Source organism: Streptomyces sp. NPDC048392 (assembly GCF_043200575.1).
Lineage (GTDB): Bacteria > Actinomycetota > Actinomycetes > Streptomycetales > Streptomycetaceae > Streptomyces.
Window position 1 is genome coordinate 162,541 of sequence record NZ_JBICYB010000008.1, and the last position, 18,154, is coordinate 180,694.

An 18,154-nucleotide genomic window follows, 5' to 3' on the forward strand; every position below is an offset into this window, starting at 1 on the left:
GCACAGCGCCGCCCCATCCGGCTGATGTTTCCCCCACTCCCCTTGCTGCACCCATTGAGGAGGAGCCGGGTGGTGCTGGCGCGGACGAGGCCGTCGATCGCGGTCAGCGGAGAAGCTTCCGCCGGAACGCGGGAATCGGACATACGAGCCAAGGGTGACAGTCACTCGATTGGCCCGTCAGGACCCTTTCGCGCCGTCAGACTCTGGGAGAGAACGCGCCGGTGGGGCGCGCGTACGGGCGGGACGGGGTGGGCGTGACCGAGCGCGGTAGGGCCGACCGTGCCGTTCCGGGGGGAGGGGGCTGGGCGTGACGGACCACGGCGTCCCGCACGCCCGCCCGGCGACGAAAGACCGGCCGGGCGGGCAACAGTACGGCGACGAGTTGCGGCAGGACGACAGGCCGGTGCGTGCGGTGCCGCTCCACGTGGCCTGCGTCATGGACGGCAACGGCCGCTGGGCGCAGCGGCGTTCGCTTCCCCGGACGGCGGGCCACCGGGCCGCGGAGGCGACGGTCATCGACATCATCGAGGCGGCTCGGACCGCCGGTGTCGAGTGGCTCAGCCTGTACGCCTTCTCCACCGAGAACTGGAACCGCCCGGGTGCGGAGGTCGACTATCTGATGTGCCTGGTCCGCCGGGTCGTGCGGAAGCATGCGCCGTTGCTGCTGGCCCGTGGCATCCGCTGTCGCTTCCTCGGGGTCGCCGACCCGCGTATCCCCCGTGAACTGGCCCGGGACTTCGACGATCTGGCCGCACTGACCGCCGACAATCGCGGGATGACGCTGACCGTGGCCTTCGACCACGGCGGCCGCCGGGACATCGTGGCGGCCGCGAGGTCGCTGATCCGCAGCAAGACCCCCGCCGATGAGGTGACCGAACGGCTCTTCTCGGACCACCTGCCGTTCCCCGACACCCCCGACGTGGACCTCGTCATCCGCACCTCCGGCGAGCAGCGCATCTCCAACTTCATGCTCTGGCAGGTCGCCTACGCCGAGTGGATCTTCCCCGAGGTGCTCTGGCCTGACTTCCGGGCCCCCGAGTTCCTCGCGTGCCTCCATACCTACCGGCGCCGCGACCGCCGCTTCGGCGGCGTGCCGCCCCGGACGAACGGAGACCCATCATGACCACCGAAACCACGGACACGGCCGACGAGGGGCCCCTGTTCGGCCCGGAATCGCAGTTCAGCGCCTTCTTCGACGACCCGCGCTGGGCGCTGGCCATGATCCGCGCCACCGTGCTGGAAGCCGCTCACCCGCAGATCGGCGCTGCCCTCGTCGACAACTCCACCTTCGTCGCCCACCCCTGGCGCCGGCTGCGCAACACCTTCCTCAGCATGCGGCGCATGTTCGGCACCGACTTGGCGGAGCGCGAACGGGAAGCCGCCCGGCTCAACCGGCTGCACGCCCGCATGAGCGGTTCCGACTCCCGCGGCCGCGCCTACGACGCGATGGACCGGGCGACCCGGGCCTGGGTGGTCGCCACCCTCTTCGAGAGCGCCGTCACCATGTGCCGGCTGAGCGGCCAGCCGCTCGACCCGGACACGATGGAGCGGATGTACGCCGAATACCGCGCGTTTCTTGCCGCGCTCGACGGTGACGCCGCAGAACTCCCCGAGGCCCTGAACGACTTCTGGCGATACTTCGACCGGGTCGTCGAAAACGAGCTCGAGAACACCGAAGCGGCCCGCGTCATCCTCTACCGGCTCTTCGACCACCTGCCCGCCCCGGCACTGCTCGACGGCGCGCCGACGCTGTGGGCGGCGGGCCGGGCCGTCGTCGGCCCGCTCCTCGGCGCGATCACCGTCGCCTCGCTCCCCGAGCCGTACCGGCGCAGGGCCGGGCTGCCGGAGATGCCCGGTGCCCAGACCCTCATGCAGGGCGCCTACCTCGCCGCCGGGCTCGCCCGTTTCCTGCCCGAGGGCTGGATCAGCGCCGAGAGCATCATCGAAGTCCTCTCCCTCTCGCCCGGCAGCGACGACCCCCGCGCCCGCACCGTGGCCGCTCTGCGCGCCCGCATGAAGCGGGCGTCGGCCCTGCTTCGTCTCCTCACACCACTGGGCGGCGTCGTCGGCCCCGGCCCGGACCCGGCGGCTTCCGCGGGCTCGGGAGAGGGCCGACGCTCGGCGGGGGAGTTCTTCCGCCAGGTGCTGGACCAGACGGGCGACGGCCACCTCGACTGGCCTGACCTCGCCGCCATGGCCCGCGAACTTTCCACCCGCCTGGACCTGGACGAGCCCGAGGAGACCCGGCTCTACGACGCTTTCGCCGCCTGGTGGCGCGAGCTCCAGGCCGCCCTCGACACGGACGGCGACGGCCGCGTCAGCGCCGACGAGTACGCCGCCGCCATCCCCTCCCTCGCCGGACCCGCGCTCATCCGTGTCGCCGAGGTGCTCTTCGACGCCACCGACAAGGACGGCAGCGGGAGCATCGATGCCGACGAGTACCGGACCCTCTTCCGCACCGCCTTCCACCGCGACCTCAACCCCACCGACGGCGCCTACGGCCGGAGCGCCTTCGTGGGTGACTTCCTCTCCTTCATGTCGGGCCGCCGCACGAGCACCCCGTACGACCCCCTTCTCGCCGACGCCTAGCGAACTCGCGCATGTGGCGGCCACGGCTGCACGCTCCTGACTCCACGTCCGGACGTGCGGCTCAGGTGCCGCGAAACTTCCACGACGGCTGGGCCTCCTCAACGCGCGCGTCTCGTCGGGAATCTGGGGGGCCGGTCAGTTCCTGCCGCCGCGAGCACCTCAACGGGGCATCCTGCTCATGATCAACGCCCCCGAGCAGTGCTCACGACACGCGGAACCCGACGTTTCCGCAGGACGCAGTGCTCACGGAACCACGGTCCCTACAGCCTCGACCACCTGACGCAGGCCGTTGGTGAGCTGGGCCGCCTCGGGCGCGGTCTTCGGATCGAAGGTCCACTGCGCCATGACGCCCATCATCAGGGTCGTGTAGAAGGTGCCGAGCGTGTCGACGACCTCCTCCGGGATGTCCTCCTCGCGCGCGCCCGTGAACAGGGCGACGAATCCGCGCGAGCCCTCTCGCTGGGCTCGCGCCAGATGGTCGCGCACTTCCGGCATCTGATCGCCCAGCGCCACGATCTCCATACTCAGGCGCCACATCGATCCCGGCCTGCGCATGGTGCCGATGATGTTCGACCACACGGAGGTGAACCGCTCGAACGAGCCGGGCTCGCCCTGGACCTCGCTGTCGAAGGCCTCGGACATGTTCTCGACCATCGCCACGTAGGCCTGCGCGAGGAGCGCGTCCTTCGACCCGTAGTGGTAGCCGATGGACGCCAGGTTGGTCTCCGACTCCTTGACGATGTCGCGCGCCGTCGTGCGCACGAACCCCTTGGCGAGCAGGCAGCGCTTGGCGCCTTCGAGCAGATCCTCACGGTGTCCCATGCCGTCACCCTACCCGCCCGTCCATACATCCGTCTTATACATCCGTTCTAGACAGCCGTATAAGACATGCGTACAGTCACCCGTCATGACAACGAACCCGTCCCGGGCCGGCCGCCGCGAGTGGACCGCGCTGGGCGTACTGATGCTCCCGCTGCTGCTGGTCTCGATGGACGTCTCGGTCCTCTACTTCGCGATTCCGGCGATCAGCGCGGACCTCGACCCGAGCGGCGCCCAGCAGCTGTGGATCTTCGACATCTACGGCTTCGTGCTGGCCGGCCTGCTGATGACGACGGGATCGCTGGGCGACCGCTTCGGCCGCCGCAGGCTGCTCCTCCTCGGCGCGGCGGCCTTCGGCGCCGCCTCCCTGCTCGCGGCCTACGCACACACCGCCGAGACCCTGATCGCGGCCCGTGCCGTCCTCGGCGTCGGCGGCGCCACCCTGATGCCGTCGACGATGGCGCTGGTCCGCACGATGTTCACCGACCCCGCCCAGCGGGCGAAGGCGATCGGGCTGTGGTCCGGGGTGATGACGGCCGGCATCGCACTCGGCTCGGTGATGAGCGGCGTCCTCGTCGAGCACTTCTGGTGGGGCTCGGTCTTCCTGGTCAACCTGCCCGCGATGGCCCTGCTGCTGATCCTCGGCCCGGTGCTGCTCCCGGAGTCGAGGAGCCCTTCCCCCGGCCGTTTCGACCTGCTGAGTGTCCCGCTGTCGATGGCGGCGGTCCTGCCCGTGGTCTACGGCCTGAAGGAGATCCCGACCGAGGGCTGGCACGTGCGCTACGTGATGTCGGTGACGGTCGGCCTGCTCTTCGCCGCGTGGTTCGTGCACCGCCAGCGCACCGCCGCTTTCCCGCTCGTCCCACCCGCGCTCTTCCGAGGCCGCGGCTTCACCCCCGCCGTCGTCCTCAACCTGGTGTCGGCCTTCGGGATGATGGGCTCCTCGTACTTCACCACCCAGTACCTCCAGTCCGTCCTGGACAAGAGCGCGTTGGAGGCCGCGTTGTGGGCCCTGCTGCCCTCGGTACTCATCGGCTTCGCCGCGCCACTCGCCATGGGGCTGGTGCGGCGGGGTGTGGAGCGGGCGCACGTGGTCGCGGGTGGCTTCGTGGTCGCGGCGGCCGGATACGGGCTGCTGGCCATGGCCGCAACCGACTCGCTGTGGCTGGTGCTGGCGGCGTGCGGGGTCATGGCCGGTGGCATCGTCGCCGTGATGTCCCAGCTCACCGACCTGGCGCTCAGCTCCGCCCCCGTCGAGAAGGCGGGTACCGCCTCGTCCCTGATGGAGACCGGCACCGAGTTCGGCGGCGCACTGAGCATGGCGGTCCTCGGCTCGGTCGGAACGGCCGTCTACCACCACGAGATGCCGGCATCGGCACCGGACGCCGCTCGGGAGACCCTGGGCAGCGCGCTGGCCGTCGCCGGTCGGGCACCGGGAGCCACGGGCGAAGCCCTGGCCGTGGCGGCGCGGGCGGCATTCACCGACGGGATGCGGGGCGCCGCGCTCGCGGGGATGGTCCTGCTGCTGGCGGCAGCGGTGCCGGCCGCACGCGCACTGCGCGGCATCCGGGTACGCGAGAACGCCGGACAGGCTGACCGACTCAGCCCGTCCGGCGTCTGAGGACCAGGCCCGTACAGGGCCGGTGCGGGGGTCCGGGGGCAGCGCCCCCGGAACCTCAGACCAGGTTCACCGAGCGGGCCGACGTCGCGCCGATCTCCGCCGAGACCTCCGCCAGCACCCCGGCGGGCACCGTGTCGTCGACGGTCAGGACGGCGAGCGCCTCGCCGCCCACCGTCGCGCGGGCGACCTGCATGCCGGCGATGTTGACGCCGGCCTCACCGATGACGCGGCCGACGGTGCCGACGACGCCGGGGCGGTCCTCGTAGCGCAGGACGACCATGTGGTCGGCGAGGGCGAGGTCCACGTCGTACTCGCCGACGGCGACGATCTTCTGGAGGTGCTTCGGGCCGGCCAGCGTGCCGGAGACCGACACCTCCTCGCCGTCCGCGAGGGTGCCGCGCACCGTGACGACGTTGCGGTGCTCCGGGGACTCCGAGCTGGTGGTCAGCCGGACCTCGACGCCGCGCTCCTGGGCGAACAGCGGGGCGTTGACGTACGACACGGTCTCGTCGACGACGTCCTCGAAGACACCCTTGAGGGCGGAGAGCTCCAGCACCTTCACGTCGTGCTGGGTGATCTCGCCGTAGACCTCGACGTCGAGGCGGACGGCGACCTCACCGGCGAGCGCGGTGAAGATGCGGCCGAGGCGCTCGGCGAGCGGCAGGCCCGGCTTGACGTCCTCGGCGATGACGCCGCCCTGGACGTTGACCGCGTCCGGGACCAGCTCACCGGCGAGGGCGAGGCGGACGGACTTGGCGACGGCGATGCCGGCCTTCTCCTGGGCCTCGTCGGTGGAGGCGCCGAGGTGCGGGGTGGCGACGACCTGGTCGAACTCGAACAACGGCGAGTCGGTGCAGGGCTCCTTGGCGTACACGTCCAGGCCGGCGCCGGCGACGCGGCCCTCCTTGAGCGCCGAGTACAGCGCCTCCTCGTCGACGATGCCGCCGCGCGCGGCGTTGACGATGCGGACGCTCGGCTTGACCTTCCGCAGCGCCTCGTCGCCGATCAGGCCGAGGGTCTCGGGGGTCTTGGGCAGGTGGACGGTGATGAAGTCGGAGACCTCGAGCAGCTCGTCGAGGGACAGCACCTTGACGCCCATCTGCGCGGCCCGCGCGGGCTGCACGTAGGGGTCGTAGGCGACGACCTTCATGCCGAAGGCGGACATGCGCTGGGCGACGAGCGCGCCGATGCGGCCGAGGCCCACGACGCCGAGGGTCTTCTCGGCCAGCTCGACGCCGGTGTACTTGCTGCGCTTCCACTCGCCGTTCTTCAGGGCGGCGTTGGCCTGGGGGATGTTGCGGGCGGTGGCGACGAGGAGACCGCAGGCCAGCTCGGCGGCGGTGACGATGTTGGAGGTCGGGGCGTTGACCACCATCACGCCGGCCTTGGTGGCGGCGGAGACGTCGACGTTGTCCAGGCCGACGCCCGCGCGGGCCACGACCTTGAGCTTCTTGGCGGCGGCGACGGCCTCGGCGTCGACCTTGGTGGCGGAGCGGACCAGGATCGCGTCCACGTCGGCGATGGCGGGGAGCAGTTCGGCCCGGTCCGCGCCGTTGCACTGGCGGATCTCGAAGTCGGGGCCGAGCGCGTCCACGGTGGCGGGCGACAGCTCTTCAGCGATGAGTACGACGGGTTTCGAGCTCACGTGAGTCCTCACAAGTCCAATGCGGACGGCCGTCCCGACGGCCGCATGCGGTGGAGGGTTGCTAGCCGCGTGGAAGACGCACGACGCTGTGGGCCTGACGCGTATGTGTTCAGCAGTGTAGTGGCGCGGCGGGAGCCGTCCTGCGCCTCTTGGGAAGCATCACCCGGAAGTGGAGGCCCGTGACGGTGCCCGGCGTGCCGGGCACCGTCACGGGACGAGCGACTCACGCCTCTTCGTCGACCCAGCTCATGAGCTTGCGCAGCTCCTTGCCGGTGGTCTCGAGCAGGTGCTCGGAGTCCTGCTTCTTGTACTCGTTGTACTTCTTCAGACCGCCGTGGTACTCGTCCATCCAGTTCTTGGCGAACGTGCCGTCCTGGATCTCGGCGAGGACCTTCTTCATCTCGGCCTTGGTGGCGTCGGTGATGATCCGCGGGCCGGTGACGTAGTCGCCCCACTCGGCGGTCTCGGAGATCGACCAGCGCATCTTCTCCAGGCCGCCCTCGTACATGAGGTCCACGATCAGCTTCAGCTCGTGCAGGCACTCGAAGTACGCGATCTCCGGCTGGTAACCCGCCTCGGTCAGCGTCTCGAAGCCCGCCTTGACCAGGGCAGCGGTGCCACCGCACAGGACGGCCTGCTCACCGAACAGGTCGGTCTCGGTCTCCTCGGTGAAGGTCGTCTTGATGACGCCGGCGCGGGTGCCGCCGATGCCCTTCGCGTACGACAGGGCCAGCGAGAAGGCGTCGCCCGTGGCGTCCTGCTCGACGGCGGCGATGCAGGGAACGCCGCGGCCCTCCTCGTACTGGCGGCGCACCAGGTGGCCCGGGCCCTTGGGGGCGACCATGCAGACGTCCACGCCGGCCGGGGGCTTGATGAAGCCGTAGCGGATGTTCAGGCCGTGGCCGAAGAACAGCGCGTCGCCGTCCTTCAGGTTGTCCTTGATGTGCTTCTCGTAGACCTCGGCCTGGATCGGGTCCGGGACCAGGATCATGATGACGTCGGCCTCGGCGGCGGCCTCGGACGGGCTCACCACGCGCAGGCCCTGCTCCTCGGCCTTCGCCTTGGACTTGGAGCCCTCGTGCAGACCAACGCGCACGTCGACACCGGAGTCGCGCAGCGACAGGGCGTGGGCGTGGCCCTGGCTGCCGTAACCGATGACCGCGACCTTGCGGCCCTGGATGATGGACAGGTCGGCGTCGGCGTCGTAGAACAGCTCGGCCACTGGGTTCTCTCCTTGTGTGCAGGTGTTGCGTGCCACCGTATGCCGGTGGGGGGAAGGGAAGTTCCGGGGTCTCGCGATACGGGCGGCGCGCCGTCCGGCGGGCCGCCCGTTTCCGTCGTTATGCGGACCGGTCGAGTGCGCGCAGTGAGCGGTCCGTGATCGAACGGGCGCCGCGGCCGATGGCGATCGTGCCGGACTGGACGAGTTCCTTGATGCCGTACGGTTCCAGCATCTTCAGCATGGCGGACAGCTTGTCGCTGCTGCCGGTGGCCTCGATGGTGACGGCCTCCGGGGAGACGTCGACGGTCTTGGCGCGGAACAACTGGACGATCTCGACGATCTGGGAGCGCGTCTCGTTGTCGGAGCGCACCTTCACCAGAACGAGTTCGCGCTGGACGGCCTGGGTGGGCTCCAGCTCGACGATCTTGAGCACGTTGACGAGCTTGTTGAGCTGCTTGGTCACCTGCTCGAGCGGGAAGTCCTCGACGCTCACCACGATGGTGATGCGGGAGATGTCGGGGTGCTCGGTGACGCCGACGGCGAGCGAGTCGATGTTGAAGCCGCGGCGGGAGAAGAGGGCGGTGATCCGGGCGAGGACGCCGGGGGTGTTCTCCACCAGGACGGAGAGCGTGTGCTTGGACATGGGTCTGCTTCCTTTGCCTGTTCCTTGCCTACGGCTCTCAGTCGTCCTCGTTGTCGCCGAAGTCGGGGCGGACGTCCCGGGCGGCCATGATCTCGTCGTTGGAGGTGCCGGCGGCGACCATCGGCCAGACCATCGCGTCCTCGTGGACGATGAAGTCGACGACGACCGGGCGGTCGTTGACGGAGTTCGCCTCCTCGATCACCTTGTCGAGGTCGGCGGGGTCCTCGCAGCGGATGGCGTAGCAGCCCATGGCCTCCGACAGCTTCACGAAGTCGGGGACCCTGGTGCCGGCGCCCATCTGCGTGTTGTCCGCGTCCGGTCCCGAGTGCAGGACCGTGTTGGAGTAGCGCTGGTTGTAGAACAGCGTCTGCCACTGACGGACCATGCCGAGGGCGCCGTTGTTGATGATGGCGACCTTGATCGGGATGTTGTTCAGGGCGCAGGTGGTCAGTTCCTGGTTGGTCATCTGGAAGCAGCCGTCGCCGTCGATCGCCCAGACGGCCCGGTCGGGCATGCCGGCCTTGGCACCCATGGCGGCCGGGACGGCGTAGCCCATGGTTCCGGCGCCGCCGGAGTTCAGCCAGGTGGCGGGCCGGTCGTACTGGACGAAGTGCGCGGCCCACATCTGGTGCTGGCCGACGCCGGCCGCGAAGATCGTGCCCTCGGGTGCCAGTTGTCCGACGCGCTCGATGACCTGCTGCGGGGAGAGCGAGCCGTCCTCGGGCTGGTCGTAGCCGAGGGGGTACGTGTCGCGCCAGCGGCTGAGGTCCTTCCACCAGGCGGTGTAGTCGCCCTTGTTGCCCTCGGCGTGCTCCTTCTGGACGGCCTGCACGAGGTCGGCGATGACCTCGCGGGCGTCGCCGACGATCGGGACGTCGGCGGTGCGGTTCTTGCCGATCTCCGCCGGGTCGATGTCGGCGTGGACGATCTTGGCGAACGGGGCGAAGCTGTCCAGCCTGCCGGTGACGCGGTCGTCGAAGCGGGCTCCGAGAGCGACGATCAGGTCGGCCTTCTGCAGCGCGGTGACGGCGGTGACCGCACCGTGCATGCCCGGCATTCCCACGTGCAGCGGGTGGCTGTCGGGGAATGCGCCGAGCGCCATCAGGGTGGTGGTGACGGGCGCTCCGGTGAGTTCGGCGAGGACCTTCAGCTCCGCGGTGGCCTGCGCCTTGAGCACGCCGCCGCCGACGTAGAGCACGGGGCGCTTCGCGGCGGTGACGAGCTTGGCCGCCTCGCGGATCTGCTTGGCGTGCGGCTTGGTGACCGGGCGGTAGCCGGGCAGGTCCATGACCGGCGGCCAGGAGAAGGTGGTCTTCTTCTGGAGGATGTCCTTGGGGATGTCGACCAGGACCGGTCCTGGGCGTCCGGTGGAGGCGATGTGGAACGCCTGCGCGATCACCCGGGGGATGTCCTCGGCCTTGGTGACCAGGAAGCTGTGTTTGGTGATCGGCATGGTGATGCCGACGATGTCCGCTTCCTGGAAGGCGTCCGTGCCGATCGAGGAGGACACCACCTGGCCGGTGATCGCGACCAGCGGCACGGAGTCCAGGTTGGCGTCGGCGATCGGGGTCACCAGGTTGGTGGCGCCGGGTCCGGAGGTCGCCATGCAGACACCGACCTTGCCGGTGGCCTGCGCGTAGCCGGTGGCCGCGTGGCCGGCGCCCTGCTCGTGGCGGACCAGGACGTGACGCACCCGGGTGGAGTCCATCAGCGGGTCGTAGGCCGGAAGGATCGTGCCACCGGGAATGCCGAATACCGTGTCGGCGCCGACCTCCTCGAGCGAGCGGATGAGGGACTGCGCACCCGTGACGTGCTCGGGGGCGGGCTGTCCTCCGGATCGGGGCCGGGGCTGCGGGTGGGCCCCGGTGGCCTGCTCGGTCATCGGCATTCTCTTCTCGATGCTGAGGGTTTTTGCGAGGTTTGTGGCGGTGTGCGGCTGCTGCTCGTCAGGTGCCCGTGCAACAAAAAACCCCTCGTGCCGTAAGGCAAGCGAGGGGAGCGCGCCGGGTGTGGGTCGCGGGGAGTCCGAGTCGGTCCGGACGTCACCAGCTTCAGCCGACGCGCTTTCCAAGTACGAGAATTCGGGTGCGCATGGCACTGACCCTCCCCCCGGCGCGCACTCACTGTCAAGTGGGTGGGACGGGAGTCTCATTATGTGAGCGGAGAGCCGTGCCGCCACTCAGGACGACCGGCAGCCCGGGGGGCATCCCGCCGCCGGCCTGACCGGCGGCGGGGCCGCCGACGGCTTTGGTGTACACCCCGGCGCCACCGGCCGCGAAGGCCGGTTCGGCCGGTCCGTGCGGCACCGGGTAGTGGCCGGTGCCGAGCGCTCTGCGCAACCGGTACTCGTCCAGCGCGCCGGAGAACGCCATGCCCTGTCCGTGCGTACAGCCCATCGCCCGCAGGGCGACGATCTGCTCGGGCAGGTCGACGCCGTCGGCCACGGACTTCAGTCCCAGGTCGGTGGCGATGCGCAGCAGACCACTGGTGATCTTGTGCAGTCGCGCGGACTCCACGACGCCCTCGATCAGACCCCGGTCGAGCTTGAGGACGTCCACGGGCAGCCTCCGCAGCGCGGTGATCGCCGCGTAGCCGCCGCCGAAGCCGTCCAGCGCGATCCGGACACCGACCCTCCGCAGGGCGTTGAGCCGGCGGTCCAGCTCGTCGAGGCCGACCCGTGGATCGATGTCCGACAGCTCGATCACAAGGGAGCCGGGTGGCAGTCCGTGCCGGGTCAGCAGGGCCTCCACGGAACCCAGCGGCATGGAGCGGTCCAGCAGGCGGCGGGCGCCGATGCGTATGGCCACGGTCACGGACAGCCCGGCCGCCGCGCGTTCGGCGGCCTGTTCGACGGCCTCGCGCAACACCCAGCGGTCCAGCTCGGCGGTCCGGTCGCCGTCCTCGGTCACCCGCAGGAACTCGGCGGGGGTGAACAGCACGCCCTGCGAGGAGCGCCATCGCGCCTGGGCGCAGACCGACGTGATCCGGCCGTCGGTGAGGGAGACCACCGGCTGGTGCAGCAGCGCGAACTCCCCGTCGTGCAGCGCGGCCCTCAACCGGGTGGCCAGCTCGGCCTTGCGTACGACGTCCTGCTGCATCTGCGGCCGGTACAGCTCGACGCGCCCCTTGCCGCCCGCCTTGGCCCGGTACATGGCGAGGTCGGCGTTGCGCAGCAACTCGCCCGCGCCCAGGCCGGGTTCGGCGAAGGCGACGCCGATGGAGGCGTTGACACGGACATCGTTGCCGTCGATGACGTAGGGCTGCGAGAGCGTCAGCCTCAGCCGGTCGGCGAGTTCCCGGATGTGACCCTCCCGGGCGGTCCGGTCCCGGGCGCCGTCCCCGACGATCAGGGCCGCGAACTCGTCGCCGCCCAGCCTGGAGGCGGTGTCCCCCTTGCGGACGGCCTCCTGGAGTCTGCGCGCGGCCTGGACGAGCAGCTCGTCCCCGGCCTGATGCCCGATGGTGTCGTTGACGCCCTTGAAGCCGTCGAGGTCGATGAAGAGCACCGCCGTACCGCGCAGGGCGGCGCCGCGGTCGGAGGCACGGCGGCCGGACAGGGCCTGCTGGACACGCCGGGTGAACAGGGCGCGGTTGGGCAGGTCGGTGAGCGGGTCGTGTTCGGCGTTGTGCTGGAGCTGCGCCTGCAGGCGCACTCTTTCGGTCACGTCCCGGCTGTTGAAGATGAGGCCGCCGTGGTGCCGGTTGACGGTCGACTCGACGTTGAGCCAGCCGCCCTCCCCGGAACGGAAGCGGCATTCGATGCGCGTGGTGGGTTCCTCGACCGGACTGGCGGCCAGGAACCGGCGCACCTCGTGCACCACGCAGCCGAGGTCCTCGGGGTGGATGAGCCCGGCCAGTTCGCTGCCCACCAGCTCCTCCGCGGGGCGTCCGTACACCCCGGCGGCGGCCGGGGAGACGTAGCGGAGGATGCCGTTGGGCGCGGCGATCATGATGACGTCGCTGGAGCCCTGCACCAGGGAACGGAAGTGGTTCTCCTTCTGGGCCAGTTCCTGGGTGAGGACGATGTTGTCGAGCAGCATGATGCCCTGCCGGACGACGAGGGCGAGCACGACGGTGCCGCCGGTCAGCAGCACCACGCGGTCGACGCTGCGGCCGTTGAGCACGTTGTAGAGGATGCCCAGGGTGCAGACCGCGGCCGCGAGGTACGGCGTGAGCGCGGCCAGGGACCCGGCGATGGGCCGGGCGGCCGGATAGCGGCCCCGTTCGCCGCCCTGCGCGGGTCCGGGCGGGCTCTCGTGCACGGCGGGGTGCGCGGGCCGGTGAGCGGTGCCGCGCTGCCCGGGCAGGTGTTCGCGCACCACGCGGGTGTGGCCGCCGGAGCCCTGCTCCTCCGACGAGGGACGCCCGCGCCTGGACGCGGCCCAGGGGGCGTACGCGAGCAGCAGGGAACCGGCGAACCAGCCCGCGTCGAGCAACTGTCCGGAGCGGTAGCTGTTGTGCAGCAGCGGCGAGGTGAACAGGGCGTCGCACATGACCGTCAGGGCGAGCGCGCCGACGGCGGTGTTGACGGCGGACCTGCACACCGGCGACCGTCTGAAGTGCAGCGCGAGCACCATGCTGACGAGGGCGATGTCGAGCAGCGGGTACGCCACCGAGAGCGCGGAGTGCGCCACGCTGGAACCGCCCTCGGCCTTCGCCGCCTGGGCGAGCGCCAGGCTCCAGGCCAGGGTCAGCAGCGAACCGCCGATCAGCCAGGCGTCCAGGCCCAGGCAGATCCAGCCGGCCTTGGTCACCGGCCGCTTGGCCAGCACCAGCAGCCCCACGATGGCGGGCGGCGCGAAGCACAGGAAGAACAGGTCCGCGTAGCTGGGGCTGGGCACCGGCTCCCGCAGCACGACCTCGTACCACCCCCAGATCAGGTTGCCCAGGGACGCCATCGCCGAGGAGAGGGCGAAGAGCAGCCAGGCGGGCCGGAAACGGACGCGGCGCCCGCGGGCGTGGAGGAAGCAGGAGACGGCGGCGGCGCCCGCGGCGGCGCTCAGCCCGAAGTCACCCATGATCTTGGCGACGTACGGCGAACCCCAGCCGAGCGCGGCACCGACGGCGTATGCCGCGCAACACAGGGCCAGCACGAGTTGGCGGACGAGGGGCGGGCCGCCGAGGGCGGCCGCCGGCCGGGGCGGCAGCGGCCCGGACGGGGGTTGGGTGCGCAGCGCTCCGTCCAGCGTGGGCGCGGGGGGCGGACTCACCGGGGCCTCCCGGTCCGCACCGCTCCCGTGTCCCGCGGGCACCGGTGGACCGACTGGGCCTGCCTCCCGCGGCCGTCCGGCCGGCGCGGGTGAGGGCCGTACCGACCGGCACGGCCACCGCGGTGGCCGTGCCGGTCCCGTCCGCGCGCGGTCGTGGTCGCGGTCGTGCGCCAGGGTCGCCGGCGGCGGCTCCGCCGCGTCGGATCGTTGGTCCATAGGCCGTGCATCGCCCGTAGCCCCCCTCACAGTCTGATCACAGTCTGAGATGTCCATCCCCGGCGCCGTACGGTGCGCGGCGCATCCCCTGTCGGACGATACACCAGTCTCGTCACTCAGGGACATAGGTTCTCTACGCTCCGTGACGACCAGCGGATATACGCGTACCCACCGCGTCCGGGGAGTTGCGGAGGGCACCCGAAACGGATTACGCGCCCGTCGTCAGGATCACGTTGCGCAGCGGCTCCTGGTTCACGAAGCGGTTCAACTGGCCCACCAGCAGCCGCTTGGCGCGCGGCAGGAAGGCGGAGGTCGGCCCGCCCGCGTGCGGGCTGACGACTATGCCGGGAGCATGCCACAGCGGATGGCCCGGCGGCAGCGGTTCGGGGTCGGTCACGTCGAGGGCCGCGGTGAGGCGTCCGCTCTCCAGTTCGGCGAGCAACGCCTTCGTGTCCACGACCGGTCCGCGCGCGACGTTGACGAGCAGGGCACCGTCCTTCATCCGGCCCAGGAACTCGGCGTCGACCAGGCCGCGGGTGGATTCGGTGAGCGGAGTGGACAGAATGACGACGTCCGCCCGCGGGAGCAGGGCGGGGAGTTCGGTGAACGGGTGCACGGGACCGCGCTCCGTGGCGCGTGCGGAGCGCGCGACGCGCACCACCGGCGCGACCTCGAACGGTACGAGCCGGTCCTCGATCGCGGCGCCGATCGACCCGTACCCGACGATCAGAACCGTCCGGTCCGCGAGCGCGGGCCGGAACCCGCCGAGCCACTCGCCGCGGTCCTGCGCCCGCACGAAGTCCGGGATGCCGCGCAGCGACGCGAGGATGAGGGCCAGGGTCAGCTCCGCGGTGCTGGCCTCGTGCACACCGCGCGCGTTGCACAGCCGTACGCCCGCGGGCAGGTGCCGCAGGCCGGGCTCCACGTGGTCGATGCCCGCGGAGAGGGTCTGGACGACCTGGACCGAGCGCATCTCCGGCAGCGGGCGTACGCCGATCCCGCTGGGCTTCATGTAGGGGACGACGTAGTACGCGCAGTCGGCCGGGTCGGCGGGGAAGGTCTCCTCACCGTTCCAGTAGCGGTAGGCGGGGCCCTCCGGGAGGCCCTCGATCTCGTCCGGTGGGATGGGCAGCCACACGTCAGCAGTCATGGTCAGGAGGCTATGTCAGGGGGCGAGGAGGCAGAGGTTAGGTTGGGTGGCCTGACGAGGGAGGGTCACGACCAGGTGGAGCGCAGGACGATCGGCGCGACGGCACTCGCGGTGGGGGCCGTCGGACTGGGGTGCATGCCGATGAACTGGGCGTACAGCGCCTCGCGGCAGCGGGGCGACGAGTCCGTCAGGGCGGTGCACCGGGCCCTCGACCTGGGTGCCTCCCTGCTGGACACGGCGGACATGTACGGCCCGTTCACCAACGAGCTGCTGCTGGGGCGGGTGTTGAGGGAGCGGCGGTCCGACGCCTTCGTGTCGACCAAGGTCGGTCTGCTGGTGGGCGAGCAGCACATCGTGGCCAACGGCCGCCCCGGATACGTGAAACGTGCCTGCGACGCCTCGCTGCGCCGGCTGCAGACCGACGTCATCGACCTCTACCAACTGCACCGGGCCGACCCCGAGATACCCGTCGAGGAGACCTGGGGCGCGATGGCCGAGCTGGTGCGGGCCGGGAAGGTGCGGGCGCTCGGGCTCTGCGCGGTCGGCGCACGCTCGGCCCGGCGGCCGGGGGCGCGGCTGCACGACGCCACGATCCGCCAGCTGGAGCGGGTGCAGCAGGTCTTCCCGGTGAGCGCGGTGCAGGCCGAGCTGTCGGTGTGGTCGCCGGAGGCGCTGCGGACGCTGCTGCCGTGGTGCGTCTCGCGCGGCGTCGGCTTCCTGGCCGCGATGCCGCTGGGCAACGGCTATCTGACCGGCACGCTGACGCCCGGCCAGGGGTTCGAACCGGAGGACCTGCGTGCGCGGCACCCCCGCTTCACCGCCGAGATGATGGCCGCCAACCAGCCGATCGTGGCCGCTCTGCGCCGCATCGCGGCCCGGCACGGCGAGGGGGTCACCGCGGCCCAGGTGGCGCTGGCCTGGGTGCTGGCGCAGGGACGGCACGTGGTGCCGGTGCCGGGCACCAAGCGGGAGCGCTGGGTGACGCAGAACGCGGGGGCGGCGGAACTGCGGCTGACCGGGCGGGATCTGGCGGAGCTACGGCAGCTGCCGCCGGCGCAGGGTTCCTGGGAGTGAGGCGCGCGGCCGTCCGCCGGACGCGCCGCCGGGTTCGGGATCCGGCGATCGGGAACCTGGAGAGGCCGTGCGGTGTATGACAGGGAGAACCCGTCTCGAACCCGCCGCGTCGAAGGGACCATGATCGTGCAACGTCGAGCCGTGCCGGCCGTGCTGGCCGCCGCTCTCCTGCTGACGGCCGGCTGCTCCTCCGGCGACGGGGACCCGCCGGCCGCGGACGGGAGCACCTCCCCGGCCGGTACGGCGGCGCAGTCGTCGCCCGCCGGGTCGCCTGCCGCGCAGGCACCGCCCGCGAAGGGCTCCGTGAAGGTGGTCCGCACGCTCACCACGGGTCTGAGGAGCCCCTGGGGGCTGGCTCCGCTGCCGGGCGGTGACCTGCTGGTCTCCTCCCGCGACGAGGCCACGGTCACGCGGATCGACGGGAAGACGGGCGGGAAGACGGAGCTGGGCGAGGTGCCCGGGGTGTCCCCGTCCGGCGAGGGCGGTCTCCTCGGTATCGCGCTCTCCCCCGACTACGCCTCGGACCACATGGTCTACGCGTACTTCACCTCGGCCTCGGACAACCGCGTCGTGCGCATGCTGTACGACGAGAAGAAGCCGTCGGGTGAGCAGCTGGGGGCGCCTGACACGGTCTTCCGGGGCATCCCCAAGGGCGTGATCCACAACGGTGGCCGGATCGCGTTCGGCCCCGACAAGATGCTCTACGCGGGCACCGGCGAGAGCGGAGACACGGGCCTGTCGCAGGACAGGGAGTCCCTCGGCGGCAAGATCCTGCGGATGACCCCGGACGGCGCCCCGGCGCCCGGCAACCCCTTCCCCGGCTCCCCCGTGTACTCGTACGGCCACCGGAACGTGCAGGGGCTGGCCTGGGACGACAAGCAGCGGCTGTTCGCCTCGGAGTTCGGGCAGGACACCTGGGACGAGCTGAACGCGATCGAGCCGGGTGACAACTACGGCTGGCCCGAGGCGGAGGGCAAGGGCGGCGGCTCCGGCTTCCACGACCCGGTCGTGCAGTGGCACACCGACGAGGCCTCCCCCAGCGGCATCGCCTACGTCGGCGGGTCCGTGTGGATGGCGGGGCTGCGCGGTGAGCGGCTGTGGCGCGTCCCGCTGGAGGGCACGGAGGCCGCGGCCGACCCGCAGGCCTTCCTGGAGGGCGAGTACGGCCGGCTGCGCACGGTGGCCCCGGCGGGCGGCGGCAGGCTGTGGCTCGTCACCAGCAACACGGACGGACGGGGCGACGCGAAGGGGGACGACGACCGGATCCTGGAGCTGGAGGTGAAGTAGACGGCGAACGACGCGGGAGGCGGCCGGAGGTGAAGCGGGCGGCCGCCTACTCGTCCTTCGGGGCCGAGGTCTGCGCCTCGTCGGATAGCGGCCGCTGGACGACGACCTTTCCCGAGGTCAGGTCTATCGGGCCGTGGCCGGGGCCGGCGTCCCCGGTGTCCTCGCGGGTGAGTTCGAGGCGGTTCTGCTCGTCGCGGGTGTGTTTGCGGCCGGGGGAGAACAGTTCTTCGAACGCGTTGAACACGGTGCCCTCCGTCGGTCGGCGTCCCTCACAGCGTAGACCTCACTGCGCGGGAGGGGACGTGAGCCGTTCGGCGGGGAACGGCGCCAGCCGGTGGGCCACCGCCGCCGCCTCGCCGCGGCCCGGAGACGCCGGGCTCGGCCGGGCGGCTGGACACGTGGACGCCGGCTCCCGCCGGGCCCGGACCGCCTGGCGGGCCGGCCGGGCCTCGTCGGCGTGGCGGATCAGTCCGGCGGAGCGGTACCGCTGGATCTCGTACTCGTACATGGTGTGCCCCTCGGTGAGAGCCGGTTGCGGCTTCGGTTTCGGCATCGCTCGCTTGCGATGCCTCAACCTTCGACTCCCAGGTGGGTCCGCCACGTCGGGTATGTTCCGCGGCTTCGGCGCCGCGCGGGGCCTTAGACGTGTGTGAGGGGCCTCAGGGCGCGCGCCGGTGG

14 protein-coding genes are annotated in these 18,154 nt (G+C 71.3%); 5 read left to right on the top strand and 9 right to left on the bottom strand.

Annotated elements, in window-relative coordinates; translation table 11 throughout:
- Nucleotides 1-403 precede the first annotated feature (403 nt).
- Both uppS and ACGFYH_RS14580 read left to right on the top strand, forming a co-directional pair.
- Nucleotides 404-1,123, top strand: coding sequence for a polyprenyl diphosphate synthase (uppS, locus tag ACGFYH_RS14575; protein ID WP_393803537.1), 720 nt, complete (start codon nt 404-406; stop codon nt 1,121-1,123).
- A complete protein-coding gene (locus ACGFYH_RS14580; protein WP_393803466.1) occupies nt 1,120-2,589 on the top strand; it encodes an oxygenase MpaB family protein in 1,470 nt (489 codons plus the stop codon). Before uppS ends, ACGFYH_RS14580 begins: the two co-directional genes overlap by 4 nt.
- A gap of 243 nt (nt 2,590-2,832) precedes the next feature.
- Here ACGFYH_RS14580 and ACGFYH_RS14585 read toward each other — a convergent pair whose 3' ends face one another.
- Complete coding sequence (locus ACGFYH_RS14585; RefSeq protein WP_393803467.1) at nt 2,833-3,411, bottom strand: TetR/AcrR family transcriptional regulator; 579 nt, start codon at nt 3,409-3,411, stop codon at nt 2,833-2,835.
- 85 nt (nt 3,412-3,496) lie between these two features.
- On the opposite strand from ACGFYH_RS14585, the gene ACGFYH_RS14590 reads away from it, so the two are divergent.
- Nucleotides 3,497-5,029, top strand: a complete 1,533-nt coding sequence (locus tag ACGFYH_RS14590) for an MFS transporter (protein ID WP_393803468.1) — start codon at nt 3,497-3,499, stop codon at nt 5,027-5,029.
- Between the two features lie 55 nt (nt 5,030-5,084).
- On the opposite strand, the gene serA is transcribed toward ACGFYH_RS14590, so the two are convergent.
- From serA to ACGFYH_RS14620, 6 genes are all read right to left on the bottom strand, one after another.
- Entirely contained in the window at nt 5,085-6,674 is a 1,590-nt protein-coding gene (serA, locus tag ACGFYH_RS14595; protein ID WP_393803469.1) for a phosphoglycerate dehydrogenase, read from the bottom strand.
- 223 nt (nt 6,675-6,897) lie between these two features.
- Nucleotides 6,898-7,896: a ketol-acid reductoisomerase gene (gene ilvC, locus ACGFYH_RS14600; RefSeq protein ID WP_393803470.1), complete on the bottom strand. Its 999-nt coding sequence runs from the start codon at nt 7,894-7,896 to the stop codon at nt 6,898-6,900.
- Between the two features lie 118 nt (nt 7,897-8,014).
- The gene (ilvN, locus tag ACGFYH_RS14605; RefSeq protein WP_189234138.1) at nt 8,015-8,539 is read right to left on the bottom strand and encodes an acetolactate synthase small subunit; all 525 of its coding nucleotides are present in this window, start codon (nt 8,537-8,539) and stop codon (nt 8,015-8,017) included.
- A gap of 37 nt (nt 8,540-8,576) precedes the next feature.
- Entirely contained in the window at nt 8,577-10,421 is a 1,845-nt protein-coding gene (locus tag ACGFYH_RS14610; RefSeq protein ID WP_393803471.1) for an acetolactate synthase large subunit, read from the bottom strand.
- A 244-nt stretch (nt 10,422-10,665) separates the two neighbouring features.
- Nucleotides 10,666-13,749, bottom strand: a complete 3,084-nt coding sequence (locus ACGFYH_RS14615) for a putative bifunctional diguanylate cyclase/phosphodiesterase (protein WP_393803472.1) — start codon at nt 13,747-13,749, stop codon at nt 10,666-10,668.
- A gap of 424 nt (nt 13,750-14,173) precedes the next feature.
- The gene (locus ACGFYH_RS14620) at nt 14,174-15,115 is read right to left on the bottom strand and encodes a 2-hydroxyacid dehydrogenase (protein WP_393803473.1); all 942 of its coding nucleotides are present in this window, start codon (nt 15,113-15,115) and stop codon (nt 14,174-14,176) included.
- Nucleotides 15,116-15,190: 75 nt separating this feature from the next.
- Between ACGFYH_RS14620 and ACGFYH_RS14625 the strand changes: the two genes are divergently transcribed.
- Together ACGFYH_RS14625 and ACGFYH_RS14630 are read left to right on the top strand one after the other, a co-directional pair.
- On the top strand, nt 15,191-16,189 hold the full coding sequence (locus ACGFYH_RS14625; protein WP_393803474.1) for an aldo/keto reductase: 999 nt from the start codon (nt 15,191-15,193) through the stop codon (nt 16,187-16,189).
- 120 nt (nt 16,190-16,309) lie between these two features.
- Nucleotides 16,310-17,476 carry a PQQ-dependent sugar dehydrogenase gene (locus tag ACGFYH_RS14630; RefSeq protein ID WP_393803475.1) on the top strand — a complete coding sequence of 389 codons (1,167 nt, stop codon included), beginning with the start codon at nt 16,310-16,312 and terminating at the stop codon, nt 17,474-17,476.
- A 46-nt stretch (nt 17,477-17,522) separates the two neighbouring features.
- Here ACGFYH_RS14630 and ACGFYH_RS14635 read toward each other — a convergent pair whose 3' ends face one another.
- Nucleotides 17,523-17,720, bottom strand: a complete 198-nt coding sequence (locus ACGFYH_RS14635) for a DUF6191 domain-containing protein (protein ID WP_393803476.1) — start codon at nt 17,718-17,720, stop codon at nt 17,523-17,525.
- A 39-nt stretch (nt 17,721-17,759) separates the two neighbouring features.
- Entirely contained in the window at nt 17,760-18,029 is a 270-nt protein-coding gene (locus tag ACGFYH_RS14640) for a hypothetical protein (RefSeq protein WP_393803477.1), read from the bottom strand.
- Nucleotides 18,030-18,154: the final 125 nt, after the last annotated feature.